Here is a 15947-nt window from a genome sequence, read left to right as displayed (position 1 = left end):
CGCAACCCGCGCCGCTGAGTCGATGGGTTTGACAAGGAAAATCATCGCAAGGCATTGAAACAACAAGGTTATTTCAAGGATTCGAAATTCGATGGCGTGCATTTCCGAATCCTTGCTCGGGAGACTCACCCGCAATCGCGCTCAGCGGCCGCGATCGCGCGGCACGCGCTCTCGACGACGGACCAGATGTCGCCGCGGCCGCGTATCTCGACCACGCAGGAGGTGACGGCCAGGCCTCCGTCGTCCTCGATGGCGCACACATCGACCTCGCAAATCGAGTACGGAGCCGAGACGCTTTCGATGCGCATGGCCACCAACCGACGCCGGCGCGTCTCGTCGCCGTCCGGAACTTCATCAATGGTAACGGCCAGCATGGGGCCTCCGTTCTCCGAGGAAGAGGATGCGATCGGCGGCCGTGCCGCTCGCGGCGAAGATCCTGCGCGCCTCGTCGCCGTCGACGTGGCGCTGCTCCATCAGCAGCTCGGCGAGTTCGAGAAGGGCGTGTCGGTTGGCGCGCATGATGTCGAGCGCGCGGCTCTCGAGGCGCCGTAGGTCGCGCTCGACGGCGCGGCGAATGCCGCGGTCCGCCCGGACCGCCTGCAGTGCGTTCTCCCAGCTTGCGAGGTAGGCGATGCTGTCGCCGAGGCCGGCACTCGCGTGGAGGCCGGCGATCAAGCGCGTGGCGGTTGCGACGTCGCCTTGCTCGCCTCCGGATCCCACGCCCTCCGCGGACAGGAAGATACGTTCGGCGGCGCGGCCGCAGAGGTCCACGGTCACGTGATCCTCGATGGTCACGCGCGTGAACTCGTCGGGAGGATCGATGTCCGTGCGCCCGAGCGAGATGCCGCGTTCGGCCGCGGAGAGGGACAGCAGCGTCCCGTACCCCAAGGCCAGGCTACCGATTGCGTGACCGCTCTCATGGATGCAGATGCGGAACAGCTTCTCGAGCGTCGTCGGACTCGCGGGCAGGATGGCGGCGACGAGATCGTCGACGTGCAGAGCCCGATTGGCCTGGCGCGCGCTGCGCCGCGCGGTCTGAACGTGCCCCGCGATCTCGGCCGAGGTGAGCCGTTCCGCGATGCGGGCGGCGGCTTCGATGTCCGCTTCACCGAGCGACCCGCGCAAATGGTGGCGCAGGACGTTGGCGGCGCCGGCACGGTCCTGTCGGCCGAGCTCGACGATGCGCTCGAAGCGCCCCGGGCGGCGCAGCGCGGCGTCGACGCCGGCGAGGTAGTTTGTCGCGGCCGCCAGGATGATCGCGCCGCCTCCCGGTCCGCTGGTGGTCCGACGGGGGCCGGCGAGAGCCGTATCCACCGCGAGCATGAACTCAGTGATTACAGGCCGCCAATAGTCGGCCCCTCTGCTACCTAAAGTTGCACGATTGGGCAAAGCGTCAACCTCGTCCCAGAGGACGCAGACCGGGCGGGGAGGACCGCCCGAACCGTCGTTGATCGCGCTCATCGCGGCAGCCCTCGAATAGACCTCGCGGATTCCTCGGATCACCTCATCCAGGAACGCGCTCTTCGTGAAAAGTTCGGAGATCGACATCGGCAGCATCGGCACCGAGCACGCATCCATTACCAGCTTGATTCCGTAGGTTTTCCCGCAGCCGGGCTCGCTATGGCACAGGATAGCGCGCCCGACGTCAGCCCATGGAAGCCCCGAGGCGCGGTATGCTTCCAGATCCCGTTTGAGCTCGAGACCATACGTCCGCAGAGGTCCGAGTTCGTGCGCGGAGTCGAGATCGGGCAGACGTTCGGCCACCGTGGCGAAGGGGCCTCGGTTGCGCGCCCTGGTCAGCCGCTGGACGATCGCGTCGGCGTCCGAGCCAGGACGGAAGGCGGTGGCGATCTCGTCGAAATCCAGCCCCGCGCACAGATCGTCGTCGGCCACCTTTGAGCAGTCGCCGGTGAAGAGTTTTATCGCGCGTGAGAGCGCCTTGCCGTTCACGCCGCGGAGGGAGATGTAATGGTCCGCAGCGGTGATCAGTGCAGCCGGCAGGAGATCAATGGACGGTGCGATGCCCACCGTGCAGCAGCCCCTGCCAAGCGCCGACGCGACCTCGTCGTTGCCGAGCGAGGATTTGTGACGGGAGCGGTCGGTCCCGTCCCTCGCGATGCAGACCCACGACGAGCGGCTCAGCGACGCGCAGAACTTCTGTGCGGGTTTCACCCATGCCGCGCTCGGCACGGTGACGATGATCGCGAGATTTACCGAGTTCTCGATGAGGGCGCGCTGCGCGTCATCGAGCGTGGTCTCGAACACGGCGCGAAACAGGGCAAGGGGTGCCGACGGACGGCGGAAGGAAGACATCGCCGCGCGCTCCTCGGAGGCTTCCTCCGGAGCGGGCGGGTTGTCGTCGGGCTCCGTTTGGTTGGAACGGATCATCGGCGCCTCGCGATGACCAGGGTATCGGGCCCGAGCGTGTGCTCATCCAGATCGATGCAGAGCCGGTCCGCGCATGCCAGCGCGAAGATGGCCGCGCCGCCATCGGGCTCGGCTCCAACGGTCTTGAGCAACCGTCCCAGTTTCGTGGGGCCGACGTCTTCGAGGTGACCGAGGACCCGGCAGCGTAAGTCGAAGGAGACGGGGTGGTTGCGGCAGCGCCAGACGGCGCGCGCATTCGCGAAGCGCGGCTGCTCCATGATGCGTGCCGACGTCAGCACAAGCGACCGCAGACCGAGATCTTCGAGCCCGATGAGGAAAAGGCCTTCCTGCTCGATCGTCCGCAACGGGCGCGCGGCGACGACGTCGAGGTGGAAGCGGCCGTCGGCACGGTCGAGGACGATAGCGTCCAACGCCACGGCTTGGTCGCAGACTGTCGTCGTTCCGACGTAGTCGATTGCCGTTACGTCGGTGGCGAGCGTAGCCTGAATGAGCGCGTCCTTGACGAGGCCGCCGACGGAGGGAATGGATCGAACGCACTTGGCGGATGCGAAGGCATGGGACCCGGCGAGAGAGGCGAACGCAAAACGGGACATGTGACGCTCGATACTTGTTCTTGTTTTGTTCCAATACGCTCGACACTAATGGCAGGTCTCATCACGAATGGCAACATAGTTATTATAGATATATATCTATGTTGATATGTTGTGGTGAATCCGGACGGGAGCGCTATTGGTAGTCGACTTTGTAGCGAGGCGACGGCGGAAAGCAGTAGATGACCGAAGACAAAGCGAAGAAAAAGACCGGACGGCCGCTCCCGCCGAATGCCGAGAACCGGAAGCAATTCCTGGCTGTCATGGACGCCGACGTGATCCGAGACATCAAGGTAGCTGCGGCCGCGCAGCAGACCACCGCGTCGCTGCTTCTCGAGAAGATCGCAAGGGAATACCTCGATCGAGGCGGCCGTGTGAACGGGCGGAAGCGCTGATCTAGGCGGGCAGCCCGAATATCTCGAGCGCGGTGGCACGATGTTTGGCGTCCGGAGCCGTGAGGTGTTGGCAGGTCCCGGCGGACGCGTCGATCCAGAGGAAGAGGTCGATCGTGCGCGCAGCGTCGCAAACCTGGCCCTGCATTTTTTTGCCCAGCATGAAGAGCGGCGGGCGGCCTGGAACGGGTAGGCCCGCGATTGTCGCGATCAGATCGCGCCGCTCGATCTCGGGCGTGTGGCTCACGAACACGATGACGTTCGGTTTGTCGTGCTCTGGATTTCCCGCGTCCAGTTGCTTCGCTGCGCCGATGACGCGTTGCCCCAGCTTCCGATAGAAGGGGACGTTCCTGCGGACAGCCATTTCGCCTTCGGGCGGATCCCCAAGGGCTTCGAAGTCGAACAAGGATTTGACCTCGCAGTAACCGACGAATTCGCCATCCTTCGTCAGCTTGAAGTCGGGTGTCTTGCCGGCGTTGAGGGCGGCATTGTCGTAGGGCTCAAGCACGATGCCTGCGCCGTCGCAGATCAGATCGTGCAGCAGCTGGACGTCCGCGGCCTCGTCTGGAACAGGCACACCTGCGGAAACTCTCGGCGCTGCCGGATCGTGGGTGATCTTCACGAGGTGCCGGACCTTGTGGATCATGCCCCGGGTCGCCGGCGTGTCGGCTGGCCACGCTACCCGTCCGATTTTATTTAGCTTGAGCCCGATCAGCGTCTCGCGTTGATCTCGGCGGCGGCGGATCGGACTGCCGATCTGTTCGATCTCGATGTATCGCATCCTGTCCTCAAACCCTTGCCGAGAACCGCGTGAAAGCGGTCAGCCTCTGCGTTCGCGGCTCGACGTCGCGCAGGTAGATCTCCGTTTTCAGAAACGCGATTTCGTCGTCGAGGGCGGCTTCGCAGACGTCGACGAACCAACTCCTGGGTCTTCCGTCGCTGCCGTCGCTCCATCGATAGCCGCGGGTTTTGAGGCGATTTTTGAGCTCGAACGGCGATTGCTCCGCCCACACGCGAACCGTTCTCTTCCGCGCGTTCTCCAGCAGCAGGGCGAGCTGGGCGGCCGATGGTAGGCAGCTCGAACGCTAGGATTTCGAGCAAGGCGTTGCAATCGTCGACGGCGCGATGGGCTTGGTGGAAATAGCCGGCACCGTGCAGCAGATAGCCCAGTTTGGCGCCCTCGAAGCCGTACTTGCGCCACTCGATTTCGGTCGCGCTGCAGGCCCATGCCTTCTGCGCGAACACTGGCCAGTATCGCTCGGCAAACCCGCGGTCGAATTGGCTGTGATGCGCGATAATTAAGACCGCGTCATCGACGAATTTCTCCACCGCTACGGCGTCGATGCGGTGACCGGCGACTAACTCATCGCTGATGCCGGTCAAGTCGGTGATGTCGGCGGGGATTGGATCGATCGGTTCGTTGAAGGCCGAGAATGTGTCCCGCACGCCGACGATGTTGCCGTTGGGAGTATAGTCAAATTTCACCATCCCCAATTCGATGATCTCGTTCCGCTGCGCGTCGAGGCCGGTCGTTTCGGTGTCCAGGATGACCGCCGTTTTAGTCTCCTGGTCCGAAGACGGCGTGAACGGAAGGCGCGCCATCAGGCGCCGCAGTACGCGGTAGTCCGGCGACTGGCTCAAGGCCTCGGCCATCGCGGCCAGGCTGCTGGTGTCCTGAAACATCGAATCCCTGGGGAACCGTAGAAACCTGGGGGCGGAATCTAGCACGCGCCCGTGTGGCGCGCAGCGCGATCTTCCTTGGTCTGGCTTTCATCAAAAGAAAGCCCGCGATCGCTTCTACAGACCCCTTATTTTGTTGCAGTTTCGAAGAGTGATTTTTCGAGTCCAGCCGGCGATTCACATCATGCGTCAACGGATGCGCAGGCGATGAGCCTGAGCCGTTCGCCGGGACGTGCCCGATTTGCGGAATTTTGAGGATCGGCTGCTGCCTGGTAGGATTCCCGGCGGGAGCAGGGGGAAGCGATCAGTGGACGCCGAGGGCGTAGCGCCAGGAGCCAAGGGGACCGACTGGACGGCTGAGCAGGTCGCCATCGTGGTCGCGAGCTACTTCCAGATGCTCGAGCGGGAGCGCGCCGGCGACAAGATCAACAAGGCCCACCTGTACCGGCGCCTGGCGCTGGAAGTGGGGCGCTCCGAGAAGTCGATCGAGTGGAAGCTTCGCAACGTGTCGGCCGTCTTGGAGGAGCTAGGGATCGCCTGGATCCCGGGCCTGCTGCCGGCCCACAATTATCAGGACTCCCTGGTGGAGGCTGTCGAGGCCCAATTGGGGCTGCATCCGAGTCTCCTGATCGATGCGGTATCGGTGAAGCCGCGCTTCACCTCGGCGGGAGGGCCGGCCCTGGTGCCGCCGCCGGCGTTTTTGAATTCGGACCCGCAGGATCTTCAGCCGGCGCTGCGGCGCCTGGTCGGCAAGTACGACCCGGCGGCCAGGGACGAGCTCAACCGCTTCCTGGGACGCGCGGGCGAGGAGATGGTGTTCAAGTTCGAGTTCGACCGGCTGTGTCAGGCCGGCCGGCGTGACCTGGCCAAGGAGATGGACTGGCCCGCCGATCGCGGCGAGGACCATCGGGGCTACGACATCAGATCCTTCGAACCGAGCAACGGCGAGGAGCGGCTGCTCGAGATCAAGACCACCAACGGGCACGCCCGCACGCGGTTCTGGCTGTCGCGCAATCAGTACGAGGCGGCCGCGCAGAACCCGTCGACCTACCGCGTCCGCAGGGTCTTCCACTTCCGGAATGGCGCGGAGATGTTCGACATCAAGCCGCCGCTTGACGCCGGCCTGTGGCTGGCGCCGGACAAGTATGTGGCCGTGCCGAGGTGACGCGGTTCACGTGGAGCGGCCGGAAAGCTGCGCCGGCGAACGCCAACCCGGCCAAGAACCCGCGGAAGGCAGGCAGAGGGAGATGCCGATCAAAGGAAACGGCCGCGAAGAAGCCGCGGCCAAGCCCGCAGCGGAAATCGGCGTAGCCGCCCCTTCTCTGGGTACGAAGGTGTAAACGCGGAATTTTATCTGCAAGAATTTGATAGTCGGCCTGTAACCGAAACGATCGCGCGATCGAACTTAGGTGTAGATGGCGAGCATGACCGTGGAAATGGAGCTGAAGGCGCTCATGCTTGCCAGTCAGGACGGGGACGCGGCCGCGCATCGCATGCTGCTTGGGCGGCTGAGCCGGCATTTGCGTGCCTACTACAAAGGCAAGCTGGCGCGGATCGGTCGAGGCGCAACGGAGGCGGAGGATCTGGTTCAGGAGGCCGTCTTGGCCATTCACACCCAGCGACACACATACGATCCAGGAGAGCCGTTGACGCCGTGGCTACACGCGATTGCGCGCTACAAGCTGATCGATTTTCTCCGCCGGAACCGGGCGTTTATGGCCGATGTGCCGATCGACGAAGCCAGTGAAGTCACGGCGCGCGACGATCACCTCAGCGTGGAGAGCAGCCTTGACCTCCGGCGTCTGCTGAAGCTGCTGCCCGAGAAGATGGCATGCGCGATCGAGGCCGTGAAGGTCGACGGCCTGAGCGTAGCGGAAGCCGCACGGCGGTGCCGCATCTCGGAATCGAGCGTGAAGGTCAATATTCATCGTGGATTGAAGGCCTTGGCGACGTTGATCGCTCAGAGAGCGCAAACATGAAGACCGACGAACTGATCGCCGCACTCAGCACGAACGTCGAGCCGGTCAATCGGCGGCTGGTCGATCGGAACGTGGGCATCGCGCTTGCGGTCGCAATCGTCGTTGCGATCGGGATCGCGTTGTTCGCGCTGGGCGTCCGTAGCGACCTGACGACGCCTCGCGCCGCGATTTTCCTGTTCCTGAAGCTCGCGTTCGCGATCGGAACGGTAGGCGCGGCGTCCGTCTATTTGACGCGGCTTGCCCGTCCAGGAGGCGAGCGAAGAGTCTCTGCTGGCCTCGCCGCGCTACCGTTCGTGGCGATCCTGCTGCTTGCCGGCATCCGCCTTGGACAGGCGCCCAGCTCGCACTGGGACGAGATGGTGATGGGGAAAGACTGGCTTGAATGCCTCATTTCCATTCCGATCATTGCGATCGTTCCCTTCGCGGTCGTTATCTGGGCCGTGCGACAGGCGGCGCCGACCAACCTGGTGCGCACAGGCGCGTTCAGCGGGCTTGTCGCGGGTGGCGTGAGTGCGATCGGCTATGCGCTTCACTGCACCGACGACTCGCTGCCCTTTGTCGCGCTCTGGTACGGCGGCACGATCGTGCTGTGCACGCTCGCGGGCGCAATCCTGGGACCGCGGCTGCTGCGCTGGTAACTGACGTCTCACGTCGGCGTGAGCGTGTAACCGCCGGACGATCGGCTCCGAACTCCTCATTAGAAGCGCAACGCATGCGCTTCAGCAAAATGATGGAGCCGGGACCATGTTGACGAAAAGCCTTCTCGCAATCACGCTTCTGGCGGCGTTGTCCGCCAGTGCCCAGGCGGGCTCGACGATTTCCGACAGAAGCTATTGGCCAAACGAGGCCAAGCAACCCGCGCAAGCCAGAACTACCATCCCGCAGCGCAGTCCGTATGCGGCGTTCGCCTATGATCGCGGAGCGTTGGGGTATGAGGCCGTGACCGCTCCGATGGCCGGTGAATCCCCATGGCGCTATCACGGCGGACCCAAATCCCGCTAGTTTTCGTGGCCGACGTTCGCTGATTGGCCCATCGAGGGATCGCGGATAAGCTCCGCAATCCTTCTACCTTCTTCATCACGGAGAGGCGTCCGATGACCGACCGAAAACGAAGCGCCGAGATGGACGGCTTTGCGCGACGATCCTTTCTGGCCCTGATCGCTGCCGCGACGCTTGGAGCAGCGGCCCGCCCCGCCGTTGCCGCTGAACCCATGATCAAGGTCCACAAGGATCCCAACTGCGGCTGCTGCTCGGGCTGGGTACAACACCTGCGCGACGCAGGATTCACGGTCCAGGTGGTGGATGCTTCCGACCTCCCGAACGTCCGGAGACGCCTTGGCGTCCCGGCCGATCTGGCCGCGTGCCACACGGCAGAGGTGGACGGCTACATCCTTGAGGGACACGTCCCTGCGTCGGCGGTGCGGCGGTTGCTGACAGAGCGCCCGAAGGCTGTGGGGCTTGCCGTACCCGGCATGCCCGTAGGATCGCCCGGGATGGAAGGTGGACACCCGCAGCCTTACGCGGTCGTACAGTTTGGACCGGCAGGTCGGACGACGTTCATGCGTTTCGTCGGCAAGGAAGTCATCGGCTGACGCTTGAGAAGGTTAACCACCACGGCGTCCGGCTCGCGCATTTGTGAACCGGGGCACTTTCCAGCGTTCCGCCCCTGTGAGACTGTGACCACATGAATGCTCGCCGCTTCCTCAGGTTCCTGCTCGCGGTCCTTGTGACCGCGGGACTGACGGTCGCGCCGCTGGTGACACCGGCGGCGGCGGGACATTCGATGGGCGCGATGCAGATGGCAGACGCGCAAGACATGCCGGATGACATGTCGTGCTGCCCCGACAAGCAGAACAGCAAGCAATGCCAGGACTGTCCTCTCATCGCGATCTGCATGTTGAAGGTACTCCAGACCGGACCGTCGGCGGCAACGGGAAGCATCAGGCAACCCGTGCGTGAGCTGCTGCGGCCGCTCGATGACATGATTGCCGACGGCCTGACCCGCCCCCCTCCAGACCAGCCCCCTCGATCGATCGTCTGACCGGCGCTGCGGCGCCGGAACGCTGGCGCGCGTCCATTGCGCGCATTTCGCATGCCGCTTCGGCGGTTCAACAGACGTTTCGAGGAACAGACATCATGAGGATCTCCACTGCTGCGCGCGGGCTGGCCGCCGCGCTGGTCGGCCTTTCGCTTACGGCAGCGCCGAAGTTCGCCTTCGCCGACATCAAGGATTACGAATTCCAGCTCGTCCAGCCGACGGTTCAGACGGGCCCCGAGAAGGTCGTGACGGTGCGGCTGGTGAACAGGAAGACCGGCAAACCCGTACCGGACGCGGTCATATTCGCGTCCCGGCTCGACATGGCGCCGGACGGCATGCAGGAGATGGTCACGAAGGTGACCTCGATGCCGGGGACGGAGCCGGGGACGTACCGGTTCAAGGCCAACTTCAGCATGGCGGGCCGCTGGCAATTGTCCCTCGGCGCCAAGGTGCAGGGCGAGACCGGCACGGTCGAAAACAAGCTCGTCGTCACGGCGAAGCAATGAGGCGCGCCATCACCATAGGTGCGGCCGCTGCGATGTGCGCAGCGGCCGGCGCCGCCCTTTACGCGGGCGCGATCCCGCGGGCGAATCCGTTCGCCGGCGCCGTGACGTCGGTCGCCGCAGCAGCCGAAGGCGGCGCGACGATCTACTACCAGGATCCGGATGGGAAGCCGTTCTATTCGCTTGAGCCCAAGAAGACGTCGGATGGGCGCGCCTGGCGCGCCGTGCCAGCGGGTGCCGATATCAGCTTCGAAGAACCTGAGGAGGCGCCGGCGCAGAGCAAGGCGGCGGACGCGAAGGCAGAGCGAAAGATCAATTACTACCGCAACCCGATGGGCCTGCCCGACACCTCGCCGGTGCCGAAGAAGGATTCCATGGGGATGGACTACATCGCCGTCTACGAAGGCGAGGACACCGACGACGGCTCCGTGAAGCTCTCGCTGGGCAAGATCCAGCGCACAGGAGCCAGGTCCGAGCCGGTCGTGCGGCGGCCCGTCACGACCCTGATCCGCGCGCCAGGGACCGTTCAGGAGGACGAGAGGCGCGTCTCGGTGGTCGCGCTGCGCTTCGAGGGATTCGTCGAGAGCGTGGCCAACGTCACGACCGGCGATCACGTTCACAAGGGGCAACCGTTGCTGAACGTGTACAGCCCCGCGCTGTCGAGCGCCGCGGCGGAATATCTGTCGGCCTTCAACGCCGGCGCGACCGGAAAAGAACTGAAGGGCGCACGCCGCAGACTGGAGAACCTCGCGACCCCGGAGGCGGCCATCAAGGAGCTCGAACGCACCAAAGAGATCTCGCTCTCGATTCCATGGCTTGCACCGCAGGACGGCGAGATCCTGGAGCGCAACGTCGTGCCCGGCATGCGTGCCGGGCCCGGAGACGTGTTGTTCAGGATTGCGGACCACCGCCTGGTCTGGGTGCTCATCGACGTCGCGGAGCGCGATCTGCCGCAAGTCGCCGTCGGCACGAAGGTGACCATCAGGCCGCGGGCGTTCGCCGGCCAGAGCTTCGCCGGCACGGTGGCGCTGATCTATCCCCATCTCAACGCCGCGACGCGCACCGCGCGGATCCGGGTCGAGGTGCCCAATCCCGACGAGGTGCTGCGGCCCGAGATGTACGTCGATGCCGAGATCGAGGCCGGCACGCCGGGACCGGTGCTGGCGGTGGCGGAGAGCGCCGTGCTCGACAGCGGAAGCCGCCAGGCCGTCCTGGTCGACAGGGGAGAGGGCCGTTTCGAGCCGCGTGAAGTGAAGCTCGGCCGTCGCGGCGGCGGCTTCGTCGAGGTGACCCAAGGCGTGTCGGAGGGCGAGGCCGTCGTCACCTCGGCCAATTTCCTGATCGACGCCGAGAGCAACCTGAAGGCCGCGCTGAAGGGGTTTACCGCGCCCGAGGGTACGCAACCCGCCCAGGCGGCAGGCACGACGGGAGCGCGCCCATGATCGCCCGCCTCATCGCCTGGTCGGCGCGCAACCTGCTGCTGGTGCTGTTCGGCACCGGCTTTGCCGCTGCCGCCGGAATCTACGCGCTCGTCCATCTGCCGCTCGACGCCATCCCCGACCTCTCCGACACGCAGGTCATCGTCTACACCGAGTATTCGGGGCAGGCGCCACAGGTGATCGAGGACCAGGTCACCTATCCGCTCGCGACCGCAATGCTGACGGTGCCGAAATCCAAGGTGGTGCGCGGCTTCTCCTTCTTCGGGGTCTCCTTCGTCTACGTGATCTTCGAGGACGGCACCGACATCTACTGGGCGCGCTCGCGGGTCCTCGAATTCCTCAACGCCGCGACCTCACGGTTGCCGGCGGGGGTGACGCCGACCATCGGTCCGGACGCGACCGGCGTCGGCTGGGTCTACCAGTACGCGGTGATGTCCAAGGAACTGAATCTCGCGGACACACGCACGATCCAGGACTGGAATCTCAAATTCGCGCTCGCCAAGGCCGAGGGCGTCGCGGAGGTCGCGAGCGTTGGCGGCTTCGTCAAGCAGTACAACGTCGTCCTCGACGCGCAGCGGATGCGCGATCTCGGCATCACCATACAGAAGATCCGGGACGCCATCCGCGCCAGCAACGCCGACGTCGGCGGGCGTACCGTCGAGCTGTCGGAGTTCGAGTACGTCATCCGCGGAAAGGGCTATCTGAAGAGTATCGACGATCTCGGCAACATCGTCCTCAAGACCGACAAGGGCACGCCGGTGCTGCTACGGGACGTCTCCAGGGTCGAACTGGGACCGGACGAGCGGCGCGGCATCACCGAGCTCAACGGCGAGGGGGAAGTCGCCAGCGGGATCGTGCTGCAGCGCTTCGGGATGAACGCGCTCGACGTCATCGAGAACGTCAAGAAGCGGTTCAAGGACATCGCGACCAGCCTGCCGAAATCGGTCGAGATCGTGCCGGTCTACGACCGGTCGAACCTGATCTATGCCGCCATCGACACGCTCAAGCACACCTTGGTCGAAGAAAGCGTCGTCGTCGCGCTGGTCTGCGTGGTCTTCCTGCTGCACGTCCGGAGCGCGCTGGTCGCCATCCTGATGCTGCCGGTCGGCGTGCTGATGGCGTTCGGAGCGATGAAGCTGCTCGGGATCGGCTCCAACATCATGAGCCTCGGCGGCATCGCGATCGCCATCGGCGCCATGGTCGACGCCGCCATCGTCATGATCGAGAACGCCCACAAACACCTCGAGCGCGCCGAGCCGAATAAGTCGCGGATCGCGATCCTGATCGAGGCGGCCTCGCAGGTCGGACCGGCGCTGTTCTTCAGTCTGCTGATCATCACGGTATCGTTCATGCCGATCTTCACGCTGGAATCCCAGGAGGGGCGGCTGTTCAGCCCGCTCGCCTTCACCAAGACCTTCGCGATGGCTGCGGCCGCGCTGCTCTCGGTGACCCTGGTGCCCGCGCTGATGGTGATCTTCGTCCGCGGGCGGATCGTTCCGGAGCATCGCAATCCGCTCAACCGCTTCCTGATCTGGATCTACCGTCCGGTCATCAAGGGCGTGCTGCGCGCGAAGACGCTGGTTATCCTGCTTGCGCTCGCCGCGCTCGCGGTCACGATCTGGCCCGCCCGTCAGCTCGGCACCGAATTCATGCCGAACCTCAACGAGGGAACGCTCCTCTACATGCCGACGACCTTGCCGGGCATCTCGGTGACGAAGGCGGCCGAACTGATGCAGACCCAGGATCGCATCATCAAGTCGTTTCCGGAAGTGGAGTCCGTCTACGGCAAGGCCGGCCGCGCCTCCACGTCGACCGATCCGGCGCCGACCGAGATGTTCGAGACGGTGGTCAATCTCAAGCCGAAGGAGCAGTGGCGGCCAGGCCTCACCACCGACGGGCTGATCGCCCAAATGGACAAGGCGCTACAGTTTCCCGGCGTGTCGAACGCATGGACGATGCCGATCAAGGCGCGCATCGACATGCTCTCGACCGGCATCCGGACCCCCGTCGGCGTCAAAGTGATCGGCACCGACCTCGTCGAGATCGACAGGCTCGCGAAGCAGATCGAGCAGGTGCTGCGGGTGGTACCCGGGACCTCGTCCGCCTACGCGGAGCGCAGCATCGGCGGCTACTATCTGGAGATCACGCCCGACCGGTCGGCGCTGGCGCGCTATGGAATCATGGTCCAGGACGTCCAGGACACCATCGCGACCGCGCTCGGCGGTCAGGCGGTCACCACCACCGTCGAGGGCCGGCAGCGCTTCACGGTCAACATGCGCTACCCCCGCGACCTCCGGGACGATCCGAAGAAGATCGCAAGCGACGTCCTCGTTCCGATGCCGGCCGGCGGCGCCGTCCCGCTCGCGGAAGTCGCGACCGTCCAACTCGCGAGAGGCCCGACGTCGATCCGGACGGAGAACGCGCAGCTTGCGACCTACATCTACGTCGACATCCGCGACCGCGATCTCGGCGGCTACGTCGCGGAGGCGCAGCGCGCCGTCCAGGCCAGCATCCAATTTCCGCCGGGCTACTATGTGGTCTGGAGTGGCCAGTACGAATATCTCGAGCGGGCCATGGCCCGTCTGAAGATCGTCGTGCCGGCGACGCTGCTCATCATCTTCCTGCTGCTGTACCTCAATTTCAGGTCGGTGACGGACACGATGATCGTCATGCTGTCGCTGCCGTTCGCGCTGGTCGGCGGGCTTTGGCTGATGTGGTGGCTCGGATTCAATCTCTCGGTCGCGGTCGCCGTCGGGTTCATCGCACTCGCCGGCGTCGCCGCCGAGACCGGCGTTGTGATGCTGATCTACCTCAACCAGGCGCTTGCGGAGCTCAGGGAGCGCCGCGCCGCCGAGGGTTGGACGCTGAGCCGGATCGACCTCCGCGAGGCCATCATGGAGGGCGCGGTCGAGCGCGTCCGACCCAAGATGATGACGGTGGTCGCCATCATGGCGGGACTGCTGCCGATCATGTGGAGCACCGGTACCGGCTCCGAGATCATGCAGCGGATCGCGGTGCCGATGATCGGCGGCATGATCTCGTCGACCCTGCTCACGCTGATCGTGATCCCGGCGATCTTCGGCCTGGTCAAAGGCTTCCGTCTGCCTCCTGCGGGCAAACCGCTACCATCGGCGAAGTCGAAAGCGATCGTCTCGAAATTGCTAATGCCGGAGCCTGCCAAATGAGGTGATCCAATGATGCAGGACATGATGTCGGGAATGATGGGCGGCATGGGGCTGATCGCAGTGCTGGTCGTGATCGTGCTCGCGCTGGGGGCCGCCGCGCTGGTCAAGTACCTGTTCTTCTCAAACCGGGGAGATTGAAGATGGATCGCCTTCTCTTCGTGGCATTAGTCGCCTTCTTCGTCTCCTCGCCGGCCGGCGCGCAGCAGGACAGCGCAGCGCCGGGCGAACGCAATTTTCGCGCCTGCGCGGCCTGTCACTCGCTCGAGCCCGACCGCAACATGACGGGGCCGAGTCTTGCGAACCTCTGGGGAAGGAAAGCCGGAAGCCTGCCGAGCTTCGACCGCTACTCCGACGCTCTCAAGGCTTCCGGAATTATCTGGGACGACCGGTCGCTCGACGCTTGGCTGACCGATCCTGCGCACATGGTGCCGGATAACGAGATGCCGTTCGAGGGTATCAAGGACTCACGCGCTCGCGCGGATCTGTTGGCATTCCTCAAGGAGGCCACCAAGCCTGGGGCCGCGCCGGAGCGGACGGCCGAAAACCGCATGAACGGGATGGGCGGCATGATGGGTGGGATGATGGGTGGCGGCCGGGCCCCCAATCTGAAGGATCTGGATCCCTCTCAACACGTCACCGGCATCACCCATTGCCGGGACACCTACCGAGTGACCACGGCTGATGGCAATACCCGGCACTTCTGGGAGCGCAATCTGCGCCTGAAGACGGATTCCGGCCAGGACGGACCGCAGAGCGGAGCGCCCGCCATCGTACCCGCCGGAATGATGGGCGACCGGGCGGACGTGATCTTCGCCGCGCCCGAGGAGATCAGCAAGTCGATCGAGCCGCGATGCTAGGAGATGCGCGGATGGGCTTCTACAACGACGTCATTCTTCCGCGTCTATGCGACCTTGCGATGCGCAACAAGGATCTTCTTCCCTACCGGGAGCGGGCGATCCGTGCGGCGCGGGGCCGCGTGCTCGAGATCGGGCTCGGGTCCGGTCGCAACCTGCCGTTCTACGGGCCGGCCGTGAAGCAGGTTGTGGGGCTTGAACCCGGTCCAAAGCTTCTCGAGATGGCGCAGTACACTCCACATCCGGGAACTCCGGTTGAGTTTGTCGAAGCTTCGGCCGAGGCGATTCCGATCGAGGACCGCAGCATCGACACGGTCGTGACGACCTGGACCATGTGCAGCATCCCGGATGTCGATCGCGCCATGACGGAGGTGCGGCGGGTGCTGAGACCGGGAGGAAAGCTACTCTTTGTCGAGCACGGCCGCGCGCCGGAACCGCGCGTGCGCTGGTGGCAGGACCGCCTGACCCCCGCGTGGAAGCGCATCTCGGGCGGTTGTCATCTCAATCGGGACATCGCTGACGTCCTGACCAGGAACGGCTTTGGCATCGAAGACATGCGTACCGGATATATGAATGGGCTGAAGCCTATGACCTTCATGTACGAGGGGCAGGCGAGCCCTCGTTGACGCCTGAGGTTTACCGATCTTGCGTTTGTCTGTAGAGGCTCGTCGAATGGACACAGGATTGACGACCATGGGCGGCATCGTCAGTAGGCGCGTATTATTGATGCCGCCGTTTACGTCGGCGGAAGAGTGGGCAGGAGCTTCTGTCTTCATTCCAAGCGGAAAAGGGGCCGTTCAGCACGACAGCGCGCTCTGGAGGAGCCTTTCTGCCGACCACCTCGATCTGCTCCCTGGCAAGCTCCAGCTTCGGACTGAGCTCATCGGGTCCGCCAACAG

General features: G+C 64.6%; 17 protein-coding genes and 1 pseudogene. 13 read left to right on the top strand and 5 right to left on the bottom strand.

Features of this window, described 5'->3' with window-relative positions; genetic code table 11:
- Positions 1–125 precede the first annotated feature (125 nt).
- The 3 genes from IVB26_RS22980 to IVB26_RS22970 are packed head-to-tail and all read right to left on the bottom strand — an operon-like array spanning position 126 to position 2981.
- Positions 126–374 (bottom strand): hypothetical protein, encoded by a 249-nt coding sequence (locus IVB26_RS22980; RefSeq protein WP_247356303.1) that lies wholly within the window; start codon positions 372–374, stop codon positions 126–128.
- Positions 355–2388 carry an AAA family ATPase gene (locus IVB26_RS22975; protein WP_247967537.1) on the bottom strand — a complete coding sequence of 678 codons (2034 nt, stop codon included), beginning with the start codon at positions 2386–2388 and terminating at the stop codon, positions 355–357. The genes IVB26_RS22980 and IVB26_RS22975 overlap by 20 nt, the downstream gene beginning before the upstream one ends.
- Entirely contained in the window at positions 2385–2981 is a 597-nt protein-coding gene (locus tag IVB26_RS22970; RefSeq protein ID WP_247356299.1) for a hypothetical protein, read from the bottom strand. The genes IVB26_RS22975 and IVB26_RS22970 overlap by 4 nt, the downstream gene beginning before the upstream one ends.
- Positions 2982–3160: 179 nt before the next feature.
- Between IVB26_RS22970 and IVB26_RS22965 the strand changes: the two genes are divergently transcribed.
- Positions 3161–3373 carry a hypothetical protein gene (locus IVB26_RS22965; RefSeq protein ID WP_247356297.1) on the top strand — a complete coding sequence of 71 codons (213 nt, stop codon included), beginning with the start codon at positions 3161–3163 and terminating at the stop codon, positions 3371–3373.
- Between the two features lie 601 nt (positions 3374–3974).
- On the opposite strand, the pseudogene rpmD reads toward IVB26_RS22965, so the two are convergent.
- Positions 3975–4151: pseudogene (gene rpmD / locus IVB26_RS22960) on the bottom strand (50S ribosomal protein L30); the annotation flags it as partial.
- Positions 4082–5053 carry a 3'-5' exonuclease gene (locus IVB26_RS22955; RefSeq protein WP_346732830.1) on the bottom strand — a complete coding sequence of 324 codons (972 nt, stop codon included), beginning with the start codon at positions 5051–5053 and terminating at the stop codon, positions 4082–4084. The gene IVB26_RS22955 and the pseudogene rpmD, both read right to left, overlap by 70 nt.
- A 304-nt stretch (positions 5054–5357) precedes the next feature.
- Here IVB26_RS22955 and IVB26_RS22950 point away from each other — a divergent pair, with 304 nt between their 5' ends.
- From IVB26_RS22950 to IVB26_RS22900, 12 genes are all read left to right on the top strand, one after another.
- Entirely contained in the window at positions 5358–6215 is an 858-nt protein-coding gene (locus IVB26_RS22950; protein WP_247967536.1) for a protein NO VEIN domain-containing protein, read from the top strand.
- Between the two features lie 259 nt (positions 6216–6474).
- Positions 6475–7029 (top strand): sigma-70 family RNA polymerase sigma factor, encoded by a 555-nt coding sequence (locus IVB26_RS22945; RefSeq protein ID WP_247967535.1) that lies wholly within the window; start codon positions 6475–6477, stop codon positions 7027–7029.
- Entirely contained in the window at positions 7026–7667 is a 642-nt protein-coding gene (locus tag IVB26_RS22940; RefSeq protein WP_247967534.1) for an NrsF family protein, read from the top strand. Before IVB26_RS22945 ends, IVB26_RS22940 begins: the two co-directional genes overlap by 4 nt.
- 106 nt (positions 7668–7773) lie before the next feature.
- Positions 7774–8031, top strand: coding sequence for a hypothetical protein (locus IVB26_RS22935; protein WP_247967533.1), 258 nt, complete (start codon positions 7774–7776; stop codon positions 8029–8031).
- 92 nt (positions 8032–8123) lie between these two features.
- Positions 8124–8621 carry a DUF411 domain-containing protein gene (locus IVB26_RS22930; RefSeq protein WP_247967532.1) on the top strand — a complete coding sequence of 166 codons (498 nt, stop codon included), beginning with the start codon at positions 8124–8126 and terminating at the stop codon, positions 8619–8621.
- A 92-nt stretch (positions 8622–8713) separates the two neighbouring features.
- Positions 8714–9070 carry a hypothetical protein gene (locus IVB26_RS22925; protein WP_247967531.1) on the top strand — a complete coding sequence of 119 codons (357 nt, stop codon included), beginning with the start codon at positions 8714–8716 and terminating at the stop codon, positions 9068–9070.
- A gap of 95 nt (positions 9071–9165) precedes the next feature.
- Positions 9166–9573 (top strand): FixH family protein, encoded by a 408-nt coding sequence (locus tag IVB26_RS22920; protein WP_247967530.1) that lies wholly within the window; start codon positions 9166–9168, stop codon positions 9571–9573.
- Positions 9570–11012, top strand: a complete 1443-nt coding sequence (locus tag IVB26_RS22915; protein ID WP_247967529.1) for an efflux RND transporter periplasmic adaptor subunit — start codon at positions 9570–9572, stop codon at positions 11010–11012. The genes IVB26_RS22920 and IVB26_RS22915 overlap by 4 nt, the downstream gene beginning before the upstream one ends.
- Positions 11009–14194, top strand: coding sequence for an efflux RND transporter permease subunit (locus tag IVB26_RS22910; protein WP_247967528.1), 3186 nt, complete (start codon positions 11009–11011; stop codon positions 14192–14194). Before IVB26_RS22915 ends, IVB26_RS22910 begins: the two co-directional genes overlap by 4 nt.
- Before the next feature lie 9 nt (positions 14195–14203).
- On the top strand, positions 14204–14332 hold the full coding sequence (locus tag IVB26_RS43025; protein ID WP_256468191.1) for a hypothetical protein: 129 nt from the start codon (positions 14204–14206) through the stop codon (positions 14330–14332).
- Between the two features lie 2 nt (positions 14333–14334).
- On the top strand, positions 14335–15051 hold the full coding sequence (locus tag IVB26_RS22905) for a c-type cytochrome (RefSeq protein WP_247967527.1): 717 nt from the start codon (positions 14335–14337) through the stop codon (positions 15049–15051).
- Between the two features lie 11 nt (positions 15052–15062).
- Positions 15063–15674 carry a class I SAM-dependent methyltransferase gene (locus tag IVB26_RS22900; RefSeq protein ID WP_247967526.1) on the top strand — a complete coding sequence of 204 codons (612 nt, stop codon included), beginning with the start codon at positions 15063–15065 and terminating at the stop codon, positions 15672–15674.
- Positions 15675–15947: the final 273 nt, after the last annotated feature.

The sequence above is a fragment of the Bradyrhizobium sp. 195 genome (assembly GCF_023101665.1).
Lineage (GTDB): Bacteria > Pseudomonadota > Alphaproteobacteria > Rhizobiales > Xanthobacteraceae > Bradyrhizobium.
Note: the sequence above shows the minus strand (reverse complement) of the source record. Positions and strands in the feature narration are given on the sequence as shown.

Excerpts from the sequence above, each read along its gene's own strand:
- IVB26_RS22980 (WP_247356303.1), bottom strand. The coding sequence starts at position 374 with ATGCTGGCCGTTACCATTGATGAAGTTCCGGACGGCGACGAGACGCGC.
- IVB26_RS22975 (WP_247967537.1), bottom strand. The coding sequence starts at position 2,388 with ATGATCCGTTCCAACCAAACGGAGCCCGACGACAACCCGCCCGCTCCG.
- IVB26_RS22970 (WP_247356299.1), bottom strand. The coding sequence starts at position 2,981 with ATGTCCCGTTTTGCGTTCGCCTCTCTCGCCGGGTCCCATGCCTTCGCA.
- IVB26_RS22965 (WP_247356297.1), top strand. The coding sequence starts at position 3,161 with ATGACCGAAGACAAAGCGAAGAAAAAGACCGGACGGCCGCTCCCGCCG.
- IVB26_RS22955 (WP_346732830.1), bottom strand. The coding sequence starts at position 5,053 with ATGTTTCAGGACACCAGCAGCCTGGCCGCGATGGCCGAGGCCTTGAGC.
- IVB26_RS22945 (WP_247967535.1), top strand. The coding sequence starts at position 6,475 with ATGACCGTGGAAATGGAGCTGAAGGCGCTCATGCTTGCCAGTCAGGAC.
- IVB26_RS22940 (WP_247967534.1), top strand. The coding sequence starts at position 7,026 with ATGAAGACCGACGAACTGATCGCCGCACTCAGCACGAACGTCGAGCCG.
- IVB26_RS22935 (WP_247967533.1), top strand. The coding sequence starts at position 7,774 with ATGTTGACGAAAAGCCTTCTCGCAATCACGCTTCTGGCGGCGTTGTCC.
- IVB26_RS22930 (WP_247967532.1), top strand. The coding sequence starts at position 8,124 with ATGACCGACCGAAAACGAAGCGCCGAGATGGACGGCTTTGCGCGACGA.
- IVB26_RS22925 (WP_247967531.1), top strand. The coding sequence starts at position 8,714 with ATGAATGCTCGCCGCTTCCTCAGGTTCCTGCTCGCGGTCCTTGTGACC.
- IVB26_RS22920 (WP_247967530.1), top strand. The coding sequence starts at position 9,166 with ATGAGGATCTCCACTGCTGCGCGCGGGCTGGCCGCCGCGCTGGTCGGC.
- IVB26_RS22915 (WP_247967529.1), top strand. The coding sequence starts at position 9,570 with ATGAGGCGCGCCATCACCATAGGTGCGGCCGCTGCGATGTGCGCAGCG.
- IVB26_RS22910 (WP_247967528.1), top strand. The coding sequence starts at position 11,009 with ATGATCGCCCGCCTCATCGCCTGGTCGGCGCGCAACCTGCTGCTGGTG.
- IVB26_RS43025 (WP_256468191.1), top strand. The coding sequence starts at position 14,204 with ATGATGCAGGACATGATGTCGGGAATGATGGGCGGCATGGGGCTGATC.
- IVB26_RS22905 (WP_247967527.1), top strand. The coding sequence starts at position 14,335 with ATGGATCGCCTTCTCTTCGTGGCATTAGTCGCCTTCTTCGTCTCCTCG.
- IVB26_RS22900 (WP_247967526.1), top strand. The coding sequence starts at position 15,063 with ATGGGCTTCTACAACGACGTCATTCTTCCGCGTCTATGCGACCTTGCG.